Here is a 13,197-nt window from a genome sequence, read left to right as displayed (position 1 = left end):
AATTTGTTAAATAAAGCATTTTATTAACTCTTGGGTTGATATATAAACCTTTAAGCTATTCTTGTCATGCCTATATTCTAATATAATTATATAAAGGTACAATATTGAAAGGGCAATTGATTATGAAATCTAACAATGAGTTACTAAAACTCCATAAATACATTTGTTTAGAATTGAAACATCAAAGAACACTAATGAAATTAAAACAGGATAAAGTGGCGTTTGACTTAGGTATATCAGCTTCATATTTATCTGATATTGAAAATGGCAAAAGAGGGAAAACTTCTTTAGTAACTTACCTAGCAATAGCAAACTATTATGATGTGGATTTTAAAGTGATATTATATAGAGCAGAAGAAAAAATGAATTTAGATCAAAACAGTTGGAAATGAAAAGACATAGGTTTTTGTTGTAATCAATAGTACACTGCAATTCAAAGGATATTATCAAAGTAGTGATACCTTATCTAATGACTAAACAACACATATGAAAGGAATTAAAATGAGCAAAGATAAATCTGTCATATTTTTACAAGAAGTCTGTAAAGAACTAAAAAACGTTAGAAAAGACATTGATTTAAGTCAAGAAAAGGTCAGCAATGAACTTGGCATAACCAAATCATATTTATCACAAATTGAAAATGGTAAGAGGGAAAGAATTAGTGTTATGTTTGTTTATAGGTTGACTGAATTTTATGGTGTGCCAATTGAATATGTTTTCAAAAAAGTTAGGACTAAAATAGAAAAAGTCGACTAAATAATTAGTCGGCTTTTTTGAATTTATATGTTCCATCATCTGTAGTTTCTATTGAGAAATGGTCGTTGTCTTTAAATTTGATAGTGCCGTACACTCTTGGATTGTCTTTGCTATAAATACCATCATCAGCGGTATTGGTATAAAGGCGAATTACACTTTGCTCTTTATCTTTGAAAGTGTAAGACTTCAAATCAAACAAAGATTCAGAATTACCATTACTGTGTATTTTACCTTCTTTAAAAACAAGATCAGTTCCAACACTAGAAACTGCTTGTGCATTATCTGCCTTCCATTTACCTTGTATTTTACCCTCGTTATCTTTGTTACACGCAGACAACGTTAGCAACAAGATACCTAATACTGTTAACGCTAAAAACTTTTTCATGAGTAACCTCCTTAATCATTAATTTTTAACGAGACATACCCTTATCTCGTTTATCTTTTCTACTATCTTCTATACTATCATTTTCACGATTTTCAGTATAATTAGTATTTGTTATTTGTTTTGATTTGTCTAAACTTTGGTATGCGTTATTATATGATGTGTTTCTATTCATTTGTTTAGGTGCATATTGCGATCTATTGTTATTAGCAACCTGTGACGATATATTAGAAGCATTAGCACGAGCGTCTAACATATTATCATCTGTTTTTGTTAGATATTCGCTATTCAATGATTCTTCTTTAACAATTTTCCACATCATATCTTGTGAATTAAGTTTCTCAAAGTTTTTTGATTGTTCAACTTTATTCTCTAATTTTTCTTTTTCATTATCGTTAATATAGTGAATCACTTTAGCATTGTTTTTGATAATATCATCATTGGCATTATATAATTTCTTTTCTGCCATTTTATCTAACATATTCTCTTGCGTTTCTTCACTTTCTTCTTGATGTTCTCTTTTATTGTACAATTCTTCACTGAAATTAGAATATTCTTGTTCGATTGTTTCCTTCTTTGTTTCTCTGTTATCTTCGTTCAATAGTTCTGATTTAACATCTGATTGGACTTCGTATTTTTCAGTTGGACTAATGATGTTTTTTTCAAGATAATCCAATTTTTGAGTGTTTTCAAAATATTTTTTTGAAAGCATATTATCATTGTAGATGTCGTTTTGAGATTGATAAATATATAATTCTTCTTGATTTCTGTAACTTTCTTTGTATTCAGTTAAGGCTTGCGATTTATCAATATTGTTGTAATATTCTTTTATACCATCTTTATGTTCAGCACTGTTTAGTTTATCAATTTCATTTGATTTATCTAACTTTGTGAAATTATCTTCAATTGTTTTAAGTTCATTTGTACGTTCATGATTTTCTGTTTCTACTTGTGCCTTGTAATAAGATGTATTTTCAATTGTTTTATATATATCTTCATAAATTTCGTTTTTTTTCATTTAATTCACTCCTATCTAGTCATAGATTGTCTACTTATTTTTGGTTCCTTCTTTTCTGTATTTTCATTAATTGCTTGTTGATTGAGTTTCTCCATTTTTTTAAACATGTCGTTAGATTTAATTTTATTAGCATGAGCATTTTGATTTGTAATTGTTTTTTCTTGATTTTTACTTTCTTTAAAATTCTTTTTATCTAAACCGTCCATTTTTTTGATATCTATATTACTTTCTTTAATAATACTATCTAACTTTTCATTAGTAGTTTCTATTTTTATTGGTTGTAATGATTGTTTTAAAGTTACATGTTCTTGACGTTTATTTATAAATTCTGGGTTATCTTCTTCAAGATTTTTAATTATTACTTTGTTTTCTTGTTCTTTTACTAAGCTGGTAGTATTAGCGTTATTTTGATAATGATGATTTAAATCTTTTAAATGATTATACACTTCTAATTTTTGGTTTTCCGATAAATCTTTAGTGACTTCTTTAGGATCAAAATCAATTTCTATTTGTTTGGCATTAAGCATTTTGCTAACAAACTCGCTTCTTATATTTTGTTCTTCCTTAAAAACATTATTATCCTGTTCTGCTTTATTTACAAATTCTTTGAGTTCTAAATATTCATTATTTAATTTAGACATGATGGAATTAGAATCAGATTGAAGTAATTCATTTTCATGTTTTTTTCCTAAGTCCTTTACTGAATTAATTACATTATCTATATCTTTAACGAATTTATTCTCTGTGTTCCATTGACCTAAATCTTTAAAAGTCTGTTGAACATCTTCTGCTTTAACTTTTATATTATCAAAGTGTTGTTTAACAGAATTAATAGCATTATCAATTTTCTCGTTACTCATATAATTTTTTAAATTATCTTTTAAAGAACTTTTGTTTTTATCCAATCGACTAAGCGTTTCATTAAAGTTATTCTCTTGTTGTTCTTTAGGTAATAAACCAATAACATTTTTTTCCACTTCTACTGATTTTAATTTTTGTAGTTCTTTTGAAGTATCTACCGATAGTTTATTATCCTGTATATTATTTGGTTGGTAGTTTTCAATTTCTTTAGATAATTGATTATCAGAATTTTTAATAGCATATAATTCTAGTACATCTTTTAATTTATAATTGCTATTTTCTTTAATTCCATTTTCTTTTTCTACCTTATTTACTACTGCTGATTTTTGATAGCTCTGTTGTTCTCCATTGGCATTTTTATAAGTATCAGTTTGTTCAATTCTATCACTTTCTATTTCCATTTCATTACTGACTTTATTATAAAATTCAACTGAATCTTTATAATTTAAATTTAAGTTATCCATTTTTTTTTGAGCGTCATAAAGATTTTCATCATAACTTTTTTTACTAATAAAATCTTCTATTGTTCCATATGGATTATTAGGAAACTTCCTATTCATTTCTAGTTCTTTATTTAATCGAGATTCATTTTCATTTTCTTGTGTTGTTTCTTTGGAAGTGATATTTTCAAAATCTTTATTATTTTGATTTAAATTGTTTGTTTGATTTTCTTTTTCTTGTATGACATTACCATTATTTTCAATGAAATTTTGCTCATTGTTATTATTTAAAGATTCGTTTTTATAATCCATATTATTAGAAAAGTCTTTTTGATTTGATTTAGAAAGATCTTGATTTAATTCTTCGACAATTTTTACATTATTTAAATTATCTTCAAGAAATGGATCGAAATTAGGCTTTTCAGTTTTTATGAAACTTTTAGCACCATTTATTTTTCTATTATTTATAACACTTTCTTTTTCCAGCTCTTTTGATTTTTGAGTTATATACATTTCACTTACTGAATCATCTTTCTTTAATTTATCTATTTCTAAATCTTTATACATATTTTGTTTTTGATATAAATTTGATTGTAATTCGAAAAAACGATCTATATATTGTCGCCCATTTATATTATCTAAATTAATTCTTGAATCTACTGATTGATTATTTTCATTAGGAATCTGTCTTGTTTCATATTCATCTTTACCTAAATCATCTTCATAAAGTGAGTAAGTTTTCTTTAAATCTTCTGTTTTTGAAATTAGATAAAGTTCATCAATGTTTTTAAAAGCACTTCCTTTCATAACAGAAAGTTCATTGAATGGTATTTGAAATTCATTTCCATTGTTATCAATTGCTTTTACATGAAGAGATACTTCTTGATTATTAGGCATTAATATCTACTCCTTTTTAAATTTACTAGGTTTATTAGAATTTACATAATTAGCAAAATACTTTAATAGTTCCTCGGTTTCATTAGGTGATAATTCTTCGGCTTCAAAATATTTTTCTAGTAAAGCCCCTTTTTGTATTAGTCTATGTGCTCTTTCTTTTCTATCAATGTTTTTTAATCTATTCCTCTGTAATTCTGTTCTTTCAATTTTTGCTTCAGTTTTTTTAATCTTTTTAAATTCGTCCATATTATCACTCGATTAATTTACTGATTCTGATTCATTATTTATTTCTGATGATTCCTTTTTAAAATCATTATTTTCAAATTCATTATTGTTTTTAATGTTATTAAATTTTCCTAATACTTCATCAATAATATTATACAAATCTTCTGTAGTTTCTAATTCATCAATATCAATGTTATTCATGAAATGGCTTCCGATATTTTTTGCTAAATCTTCTTCTTGTTTTTTCTTTTGTATTTTTAGTTCTTCGATTTGTTGATCTAATTTACTTAATTTACTAATATCTGTTTTTTTGATTTTTGCCATTATTAAAACTCCTTTTAAATCTTTTATTTATTATATTGTAATTATACCACAAACCATTGGTTAAGTCACTAGAATATGGTATAATAAAATCAGTTCGTAAGACACTGCCCATCTATATGCAAACTTGAAAGTTGGCATAATGGGCATAGTTCATAAATGAGTATAGTTCCCGCAGGGGCTAAAAGAAAGGAGGTCAAAGTCATGGAGAAAGGTTATTATAATTTAGATGTTAATCACATAAACAGAGATTCTAGAAATATTATTGCTTGTGCTTCATATCGTTCAGATGAAGAATTATATAGTGAAAGAACAGATGAACAAATCAAATTTAGAAATCATGTTGTTAAACCTGAATCTATGATTTTGACGCCAGAAAATGCACCTGAATGGGCTAGTGATAGAGAAAAGTTATGGAATGAAGTTGATAAAGTTGAAAAACAAAATACTAAGACTAACAGTCCACAACTAGCAACTGAAATTTTGCTTTCTTTACCAAATGATTTAGATAGAGAAGTTCAAACAGAATTAGCAAAAAACTTTGTTCAATCTGAATTTGTTGATAAAGGTATGGTTGCTGATATCAGTATTCATCGTGATGACTCTAACAATCCACACGCTCACGTTTTGTTAACACAACGTCCTTTTAATCAAGATGGTACTTGGGGAAGTAAAACAAAAACACGCACTCAATATGATGAAAATGGCAATCCTAAGTTAAATAAAAGTGGGAATAAAATTAGAAAACAAGAACGGTTTTCTGATATTCAAACAACACCATTGAGAAAAAGTTGGGAACAAAAATTAAACTTTTTTGCCGAAAGAGAAAATAGTCAACGTAGATATGATTCAAGAAGTTTTGAAGAACAAGGTAAAGAAAAAATTGCGCAAATCCGTTTATCAAGAGAAGAATATCGTATTGAAGAAAAAGAGAAATATAGATGTGAAAAGAACAGTATTGAGTATGAACCAGTCACATATTATGGAAAAATAAATCAAGAAATTATTGATTATAACAATGATTTAACTGAAGAAATTAAACATGATGAAAAACAAATGAAGAAACAGGACGCATTTAATGAATTGGTTCAAGATTATAAACCTACTTATAAAGATGATGAAGATTACCAAAAACTTAAAGACAGATATAAATATGATGTTGGATATATTGAAGCTAAAGAAACAATTAAAAACACACATCAAACTGCTTCTACTTTCGGTAGAAAAATCATGAATGAAAAACTTAAATTAGATTTGAAAGAACAATATTTAGACCATATTGTTAATGAAAAACTTAAAGGTAATGACATTACAAAATATGGATTTGATAAGGATAGATTTAATGATCCAATGCAAAAACAATATGATAATTTAGCAATTGCGAAGAAAAACAATGAAGCTAAAGAAAACAAACGATTAGAGATATACAATGCTTCTAAGAATATATTAAATAAAGAAGTTGAAGCAAATGAAAATATTGTTTCTTCTATATATCCTAACCGTCATGATAAGTTCACTAATGATGAAAAAGCATTTATTGTTGAAAATGGATTTAAAGGTGAATTCATACATGTATCTAAAGTTGAAAAAGAATTTAAGGACAATAATATTATACCTAGTGATATAGATGTTAAAGAGCTATATACAAAAGTTTCAAAAGATATTTACTTTAGTGAAAGAAATATAAACATTTCAAAAGATAATACCATTGATGATGTTCAAACACAGCAAATTGAAAAAGCATTTATTGAATCTAAACATAATGAATTAGAGAGAGTAAGTCATTTCATTGATGATGATTTAATGAATAAACTTGGAAATAAAACATATGAAAGAATTAAAAACGAATCGCCTTATAGTAAATCACAACTTATAATTTCATTAGATAAATACGATAAAGTTCCACAACAAGAAATTGTTGAAAAACATTTAAAAAATGGAGAACAAAAACAAAATGAAAATTATAAAGAAGAAAGTAATATTGAGAGAAAAGAACCCAATAGACAGTTTGGTAATTTGGGAGTAACAAATATTTTATCTCAATATGTTCAAGAATTAGAACAAGGAAATTCAACTGGAACTAAGAAGAAAAAGAAAAAACGAGATAAAGATGATCGTGAAAATAACATGACAAGATAAGGAGTGATTTGAATGTTTGGAAGTAAAATAAAACCTCATTTTTGGTTAAAGATTTTAATAATTATGGTGGTAGCATTAATACCTACTCACCTTATAAATACATTAGTTGCTATGTATTTAAATCACGATACAGATAAACCGAATATTAATGAATATGGTGATTACGTAACACATGTAATGAGCGTGACGGAAAAAACTTTAGAGGTATTACCTATATACACTCCCCTACTATTTATTCTGATATTTACTTTCTTAATCTGTTATTTAGTACAGGGTATTCTATTAGATGAAAAAGGGTATTCAGAAGCAGATGAAGTCGGTTTACATGGTACTTCTAAATGGGGTGATCCAGATGAATTAAGAAATGGAGAAACATTAGTGAGTAAAAAAAATAGTCACTATGGAAGTAATTTAAAGAAAAACTTGGATATGGAGAATGGTTACATTTTAGGTAAGGTTCCCGAAAAAAAAGATTTGTTAATCATGCATGATGACACAGAAATAGATAATCAAAATGTAGCAATTATAGGTTCAAGTGGTGCTGGTAAAACACAGTCTTACGTAATACCTAATCTCATTAACATTAAGAACAAATCAATAATCGCTATTGACCCTAAAGGTGAACTTCATAGAGATACTGCCCAATTAAAACGAGATCAAGGTTATCAAGTTTATCAAGTAGATTTTGTTGATTTTGCACAGTCTAAATATAATCCATTGTATTATGTTGAAACATCATTAGAAGCACAAAAAGTAGCGAATAATATTATTTCAAACTTTGAAAAAGGTGGAGATGGTGGCAGTGGTCAGTTCTTCAAAAACTCGGCTATTAATATTTTATCGGCTTTAATTGTCTTTGTGAAAACTGAATACTCAAAAGAAGAAGCTAATTTAGAAAAAGTAGTAGACGTTTACGATGAACATATACAAGACGAAGAACATTTTTTAAAATGGGTAGAACAAATTGATAAGGAACACCCAGCTAAACCACTGTTAAATACTATTAAAGATTTAACATCAGATACTAGGAAATCTGTTACTTCTACACTTAATAATGGTTTTAGTTTATTCAAGCTTCCAGAAGTAAAAGCAATGACAAAAAGAAATGATTTTAACTTTGAAGATTTCATAAATGAAAAAGCTATTCTATATGTGAAACTTTCTATGAAAGATGATACGTTTGCCCCATTAACATCAGTATTCTTTAATCAAATGATTAATGTTTATTATGATATTGCTAATAATACTGGAGGTAAACTCAAAAGAAAAGTTGTATTTATGTTAGATGAATTTGCAAATATAGGTAAGCTAGATGACTATTCAAAAACATTAGCAACGTGTCGTGGTTTAGGTTTGAGTATGCACACAATTATTCAAAACAGAGCGCAATTAGAAAAAAAATCAATGTATGGTAAAGAAGAAGCTGCCGACATTTTAGGGAACCATGATACAACCCTTTTGTTAAGAGCAGACAAAAAAGATACTAACACTACAAAATGGATAAGTGAATCACTAGGAGATACTACAATATCTCAAAAGAAAAATGATATGACGAAAAGCAAAGGTAATATAAGCACACAATTAGGTGATAATTACTTAAAAAGACGTTTAATGGATCCAAGTGAAGTTGGAAATCTAAGGAAAAAAGATTGTATATTAATGATAAACGGTCATGACCCATTATTTTTAGAAAAAGCATTTCAAGCAAAAGTATTTCCTAATTTATTAACAAAAGAAGTTGTTAAAAATGGTGAGAAAACTTATAAATATAATTATGATAATGTAAGAAATAGTTTAGGTTATACCTCTCCTGTTGCAGAAGCTAAAAATTATGATGTTGAAAAACAATTAACTTTTAGTGAAATGGATAAAAGAAAAAAAGAAAATGAATTAAATATTAAAAAAGAAGCGAAACAAGAAAAAGAAGCACAACAAGAATCTGATAATAAAAATGAAAAGTTAATTGAAAATAAAACAGAATCTTTAACACAAGAAGTTGTTGAAGAAGTTGAAAATGGAAATGATGGTTTAAACAATTTATTAAATGATTGTAGAGCATTTAATGATTCAAGTGATAAAGTTAATAATAAAGATGAAGCATTTAAAGATATGAACGATGAAGATAAAGTTAATATCGTAAATGAAAGCGCTGATGAATTTGAACAGAATATTAATACTTTTAAAAACAAAGCGAATGACAAAGCGAATGATAATTCCAACCGTAGTATAGATGTTTAACAGTAAAAAATGGAACTTTCTATTTATAATAAATTAGAAAGTTCCATTTTTTATAATACGTCTACTTTACAGACGTGTTGTTCTATGGTACAATATTAGTATATTAATTAAATGAAAAACATAACAAAGGGAGTTTTAATATGACAACAGTAATTTTAGCTGAAAAACCTAGTCAAGCAATGGACTATGCGAAGGCATTAGGTATTAAAAAGAAAGAAAATGGTTATATTGAATTAGAAAGTGATATTGTCGGCAATGCTATTGTAACTTGGGCAATTGGTCACTTAGTGGAAATGAAAACACCAAAAGATTACAACGAACCAGTTAATACATGGAGTATTGAAAACTTACCCTTCTTTCCTACACAATATGAGTACGGAGTTGCTAAAGGTAAACAAAGTCAATTTAATATAGTGAAAAAGCTTGTGAATAAAGCAGATACGATAATAAATGCTACAGATTATGGTCGTGAAGGATCAAACATATTTTACTCTGTATTGCGTTTAAGTGGTGCTAAAAATAAAACAATAAAACGTTATGCAAATAGCTCATTAGTTCATGAAGATATTAGAAAGAAATTCAAACAATTAGATGATAATAAAATTGATTTGAACATGTATCAAGAAGCAAATGCAAGACAAATTAGTGACTACTTGGTCGGAATGAACCTAACATCATTCTATACAAGTATTTTCAGAAGCAAAGGCTTAAATGATGTTATAACAATAGGTCGAGTTCAAACGCCTACCCTATACATGATTTACGAACGTCAAAAAGAAATTGAAAATTTCGTTTCAGAACCTTTTTATGAAATTAAAGGTTTATTCAAAGCAGAACATGGTCAATATGAAGGAAAAGCAAAGATTAAAACAAAAGATAAAGAAGAAATTACTAATATATTTGAACAGCATGAATTAAGTAATTCTACTAAGGGATTCGTTCAAAAATTAGAAACAAAAGAAAAAAAACAAAAAGCACCAAATCTATTTTCGTTATCTGGATTGCAGAAAAAAGCAAGTTCACTATTTAAAATTAACTCAAAAGAAACACTGAATATTGCACAAAGTCTATATGATAAGAAAATATTAACTTATCCTAGAACAGACACACCAGCAATCACACAAAGTGAATTTGATTATTTGCTTGATAAATTAAACGATTTAAAACAAATATATAAAAAAGATTTTGAAACGTCTTATAAAGAAGAAAGAAAGCCATATGTAGTGGAAGCTATTGAGGAACATCATGCGATTATACCGACTTCAAAAGTTCCTAGCGAAGATGATTTAAATAAATTAAGTAAACAAGAAAGACAAATTCTTGATTTAGTAGTTTCAACTACCCTATCAATGTTTGCGAACGATTATATTTTTGATGAAACTAAAATTGAAACTAATGTTAATGACATGATTTTCTATTCAACAGGAAAAGTTGAAACAGAAATTGGTTGGAAGTCATTATTTAAGAAATCTAAAGACGATGAAGATAAAGACGAAGAAAAAACAGCAAAATTACCTAAATTAATAGAAAAAGAAGAAGTGGAATCCAAAGTTGAGCAAACAGAAGGCAAAACGCAACCTCCTAAACCTTTTACAGACGGACAGTTAATTGCGATGATGGAAACAGCTGGTAAAACTTTAAACGATGAAGAAGATCAAGCAATTCTAAAAGAAACTAACGGTTTAGGAACGGAAGCGACAAGAGCTGATACCATTCAAACACTAATTAATAGAGAATACATTAAACTTTATAAAAATCGTTATTACGTTACACCTAAAGGGGAAATGGTTTGTACAGCAGTAAAAGATACGTTATTGGCAAGTCCAAGCATGACAGCAGAGTGGGAAAAACGTTTGAAACAAATCGGAAGTGGTGAAGCAGACAAAGACGGATTTTTAAATATGATTAAAAAATTCATTGAGAAAGAATTATCAATGAAAGAAGAAAAAGAAAACAATGCACAAATCGGTGAGTTAGCAAATCAAGTACAAAAAGAAAATAATATTGCTAAATGTCCTAATTGTGAAAAAGGACAAATACAAAATCGAGGTAAAGTTTACAAATGTACTGATTGTGAGCAAATCTTCTTCGGCAACTTCTTTAAGAAAAAATTAAGTGAAAGCCAGATTAAAGAAATAATTACAAATGGTAAAACTAAGAAGAAAATTAAGTTGCCTAAAAAAGACGGTGGCACGTATGAAGCCTATTTAAAACTTGAAGATGATAAAAACAAAGGAATAAAAAGATATGCAGTTTCATTTAATTAAAGAAAGTAAAGAAATTTTTCATAGAATAGGATTTATAACATTAGGGATAACTACGTTTATACTCTTTTTAGAAATGAAATTTTTAGCTGATAGTTTAAAGAGTACGATAGGTCATATACTAATAATATCTATGGTTATTGTTTTGTATATTCTATATAAAGTATTCAATAAAAAGAAAAACAAAATACCTAATAAATACTATAAGCCTATATCTATTCCTATATATAGTAAGATTTTCATAGTTTCTATAGCAATATATATTCAAACACTTATATCAAGTAGATTCAGTAGCGACACAGCTAATCAAAGACTTAATGAAAAACATGATGTGGGTTCATCAATGGATATAATCTTTGCAGGTGGTAGTTTAACAGCACCAATAATAGAAGAAATTATTTTTAGAGGTGTTTTATTTATAACAATACTTTCAGCTTCTAGTTATTTACAAAATAAAACTAAAAATCAGAATGATAAATTAGGAGTTATATCATTTTTTATATTTTCATCTGTTTTATTTGGTTTTGTACATGTAGCAAAAGGATATGATATAGAGAACATCGGGGGTTATCTAGTAAGTGGAATCATATTATCTCTTGTATTTATTTTTACTAGAGATATAAAGCTTGTGATAGCAATTCATATGATAGGTAATACATGCTCAATCTTAGGAAGATATGATTACGAGAATATTGTATATTTAGTAGGTTTCATGATAGTTTTATATATATTTGTATATACTATTTGGTTTCTTTATAAAAAAGAAAGTGTAATTACTAATTATGGAAACTATTGGGAGTATAGATTCAAAAAGTACAAAGCAAATAAAAAATTAAAATATTAACTTTACAGTAGTTTAAAAAGGTAACGTGTTAACTATATTTTTAACTACTATAATAATCTCTTTGATCTCGTCTGTTGACACTCGCATATAAGCATTTACTATTCATCACCAATTAGTATAACTACTAATTGGTGATTCAGTTTTTTAAAGCACCATAAAAAATTTTTAAAACGTTCCACATAAAATTTTTTTATATTTCAACATTGCTTGAACAACAAGCAATGCTGAATACTTTACAAAACAAATGTAAATGCAATTGCTTCATTGTCAACAGACAACAAATATCAAAAGAGGTGCTAATGATGAATTTAAATATGAATAAACAAATTATTAGAATGGAAGATTTTAACGATTTAGAGTTCAACAATTTTTTAAGTGAAGATACAAAAACACTGATAAGAGAAATTGGAAAATCAAAAGAAGTTTTGTACACTATTTATGATAGTTTACATGAGGTCTTTGCCCTATTCGGTACAAAAACTGATGTAATCAATGACTATAACTTAAAAGCACAAATTAGTAATGAATATGTATCAGAAAGCTTCGGCTTTTGTTTTTTAGAAAATGTTAAAGATATTGATATAGCAATTAAATTATTAAATAGTCAAAAAGTTGGTTGTAGAGAAGTTTTAAGCATGCCAAGTGTCTATATAATTAAATATTACAATGAAGAATGCATAGAACTGATAAAAGCATAATGTAAGAGCATGTTATCTATAAAAGATAGCATGCTTTTTATTTATGTAAAAAAGCCCACGTGTGAACAGGCATATATCCAACCTTTCACACTATCTAAATGAGTGTGTAAGCTT

Annotated in this window: 12 protein-coding genes; 7 read left to right on the top strand and 5 right to left on the bottom strand. The window is 27.2% G+C overall.

All coding sequences use genetic code 11. The annotated features are described in order from the left end of the window. The first annotated feature begins 122 nt into the window (after positions 1-122). Positions 123-392 (top strand): helix-turn-helix domain-containing protein, encoded by a 270-nt coding sequence (locus M4L39_RS13605; protein ID WP_277582484.1) that lies wholly within the window; start codon positions 123-125, stop codon positions 390-392. A 94-nt stretch (positions 393-486) separates the two neighbouring features. Beyond that, positions 487-756, top strand: coding sequence for a helix-turn-helix domain-containing protein (locus M4L39_RS13600; RefSeq protein WP_277582483.1), 270 nt, complete (start codon positions 487-489; stop codon positions 754-756). 4 nt (positions 757-760) lie between these two features. On the opposite strand, the gene M4L39_RS13595 is transcribed toward M4L39_RS13600, so the two are convergent. The 5 genes from M4L39_RS13595 to M4L39_RS13575 are packed head-to-tail and all read right to left on the bottom strand — an operon-like array spanning position 761 to position 4,903. Continuing rightward, positions 761-1,141 (bottom strand): hypothetical protein, encoded by a 381-nt coding sequence (locus tag M4L39_RS13595; RefSeq protein WP_277582482.1) that lies wholly within the window; start codon positions 1,139-1,141, stop codon positions 761-763. A gap of 25 nt (positions 1,142-1,166) precedes the next feature. Continuing rightward, positions 1,167-2,156, bottom strand: a complete 990-nt coding sequence (locus M4L39_RS13590; protein ID WP_277582481.1) for a hypothetical protein — start codon at positions 2,154-2,156, stop codon at positions 1,167-1,169. 11 nt (positions 2,157-2,167) lie between these two features. Continuing rightward, a complete protein-coding gene (locus M4L39_RS13585; protein ID WP_277582480.1) occupies positions 2,168-4,354 on the bottom strand; it encodes a hypothetical protein in 2,187 nt (728 codons plus the stop codon). Positions 4,355-4,360: 6 nt separating this feature from the next. Next, entirely contained in the window at positions 4,361-4,600 is a 240-nt protein-coding gene (locus tag M4L39_RS13580; RefSeq protein ID WP_277582479.1) for a DUF3847 domain-containing protein, read from the bottom strand. Positions 4,601-4,612: 12 nt separating this feature from the next. Further along, positions 4,613-4,903 carry a hypothetical protein gene (locus M4L39_RS13575; RefSeq protein WP_277582478.1) on the bottom strand — a complete coding sequence of 97 codons (291 nt, stop codon included), beginning with the start codon at positions 4,901-4,903 and terminating at the stop codon, positions 4,613-4,615. A gap of 201 nt (positions 4,904-5,104) precedes the next feature. Here M4L39_RS13575 and M4L39_RS13570 point away from each other — a divergent pair, with 201 nt between their 5' ends. From M4L39_RS13570 to M4L39_RS13550, 5 genes are all read left to right on the top strand, one after another. After that, positions 5,105-7,039: a MobA/MobL family protein gene (locus M4L39_RS13570; protein WP_277582477.1), complete on the top strand. Its 1,935-nt coding sequence runs from the start codon at positions 5,105-5,107 to the stop codon at positions 7,037-7,039. Positions 7,040-7,051: 12 nt separating this feature from the next. Then, the gene (locus M4L39_RS13565) at positions 7,052-9,277 is read left to right on the top strand and encodes a VirD4-like conjugal transfer protein, CD1115 family (protein ID WP_277582476.1); all 2,226 of its coding nucleotides are present in this window, start codon (positions 7,052-7,054) and stop codon (positions 9,275-9,277) included. A gap of 140 nt (positions 9,278-9,417) precedes the next feature. Further along, positions 9,418-11,544, top strand: coding sequence for a DNA topoisomerase III (gene topB, locus M4L39_RS13560; protein WP_277582475.1), 2,127 nt, complete (start codon positions 9,418-9,420; stop codon positions 11,542-11,544). After that, the gene (locus tag M4L39_RS13555; RefSeq protein ID WP_277582474.1) at positions 11,525-12,385 is read left to right on the top strand and encodes a CPBP family intramembrane glutamic endopeptidase; all 861 of its coding nucleotides are present in this window, start codon (positions 11,525-11,527) and stop codon (positions 12,383-12,385) included. Before topB ends, M4L39_RS13555 begins: the two co-directional genes overlap by 20 nt. Before the next feature lie 314 nt (positions 12,386-12,699). Then, a complete protein-coding gene (locus M4L39_RS13550) occupies positions 12,700-13,083 on the top strand; it encodes a hypothetical protein (RefSeq protein WP_277582473.1) in 384 nt (127 codons plus the stop codon). Positions 13,084-13,197: the final 114 nt, after the last annotated feature.

Origin of the sequence: Staphylococcus equorum (assembly GCF_029531845.1) — a bacterium.
In the GTDB taxonomy this organism is placed as follows: domain Bacteria; phylum Bacillota; class Bacilli; order Staphylococcales; family Staphylococcaceae; genus Staphylococcus; species Staphylococcus equorum_C.
This window is presented reverse-complemented; position numbering and strand designations above follow the sequence as displayed.

Excerpts from the sequence above, each read along its gene's own strand:
- M4L39_RS13590 (WP_277582481.1), bottom strand. The coding sequence starts at position 2,156 with ATGAAAAAAAACGAAATTTATGAAGATATATATAAAACAATTGAAAAT.
- M4L39_RS13585 (WP_277582480.1), bottom strand. The coding sequence starts at position 4,354 with ATGCCTAATAATCAAGAAGTATCTCTTCATGTAAAAGCAATTGATAAC.
- M4L39_RS13565 (WP_277582476.1), top strand. The coding sequence starts at position 7,052 with ATGTTTGGAAGTAAAATAAAACCTCATTTTTGGTTAAAGATTTTAATA.
- M4L39_RS13600 (WP_277582483.1), top strand. The coding sequence starts at position 487 with ATGAAAGGAATTAAAATGAGCAAAGATAAATCTGTCATATTTTTACAA.
- M4L39_RS13575 (WP_277582478.1), bottom strand. The coding sequence starts at position 4,903 with ATGGCAAAAATCAAAAAAACAGATATTAGTAAATTAAGTAAATTAGAT.
- M4L39_RS13580 (WP_277582479.1), bottom strand. The coding sequence starts at position 4,600 with ATGGACGAATTTAAAAAGATTAAAAAAACTGAAGCAAAAATTGAAAGA.
- M4L39_RS13595 (WP_277582482.1), bottom strand. The coding sequence starts at position 1,141 with ATGAAAAAGTTTTTAGCGTTAACAGTATTAGGTATCTTGTTGCTAACG.
- M4L39_RS13555 (WP_277582474.1), top strand. The coding sequence starts at position 11,525 with ATGCAGTTTCATTTAATTAAAGAAAGTAAAGAAATTTTTCATAGAATA.
- M4L39_RS13570 (WP_277582477.1), top strand. The coding sequence starts at position 5,105 with ATGGAGAAAGGTTATTATAATTTAGATGTTAATCACATAAACAGAGAT.
- M4L39_RS13550 (WP_277582473.1), top strand. The coding sequence starts at position 12,700 with ATGAATAAACAAATTATTAGAATGGAAGATTTTAACGATTTAGAGTTC.
- topB (WP_277582475.1), top strand. The coding sequence starts at position 9,418 with ATGACAACAGTAATTTTAGCTGAAAAACCTAGTCAAGCAATGGACTAT.
- M4L39_RS13605 (WP_277582484.1), top strand. The coding sequence starts at position 123 with ATGAAATCTAACAATGAGTTACTAAAACTCCATAAATACATTTGTTTA.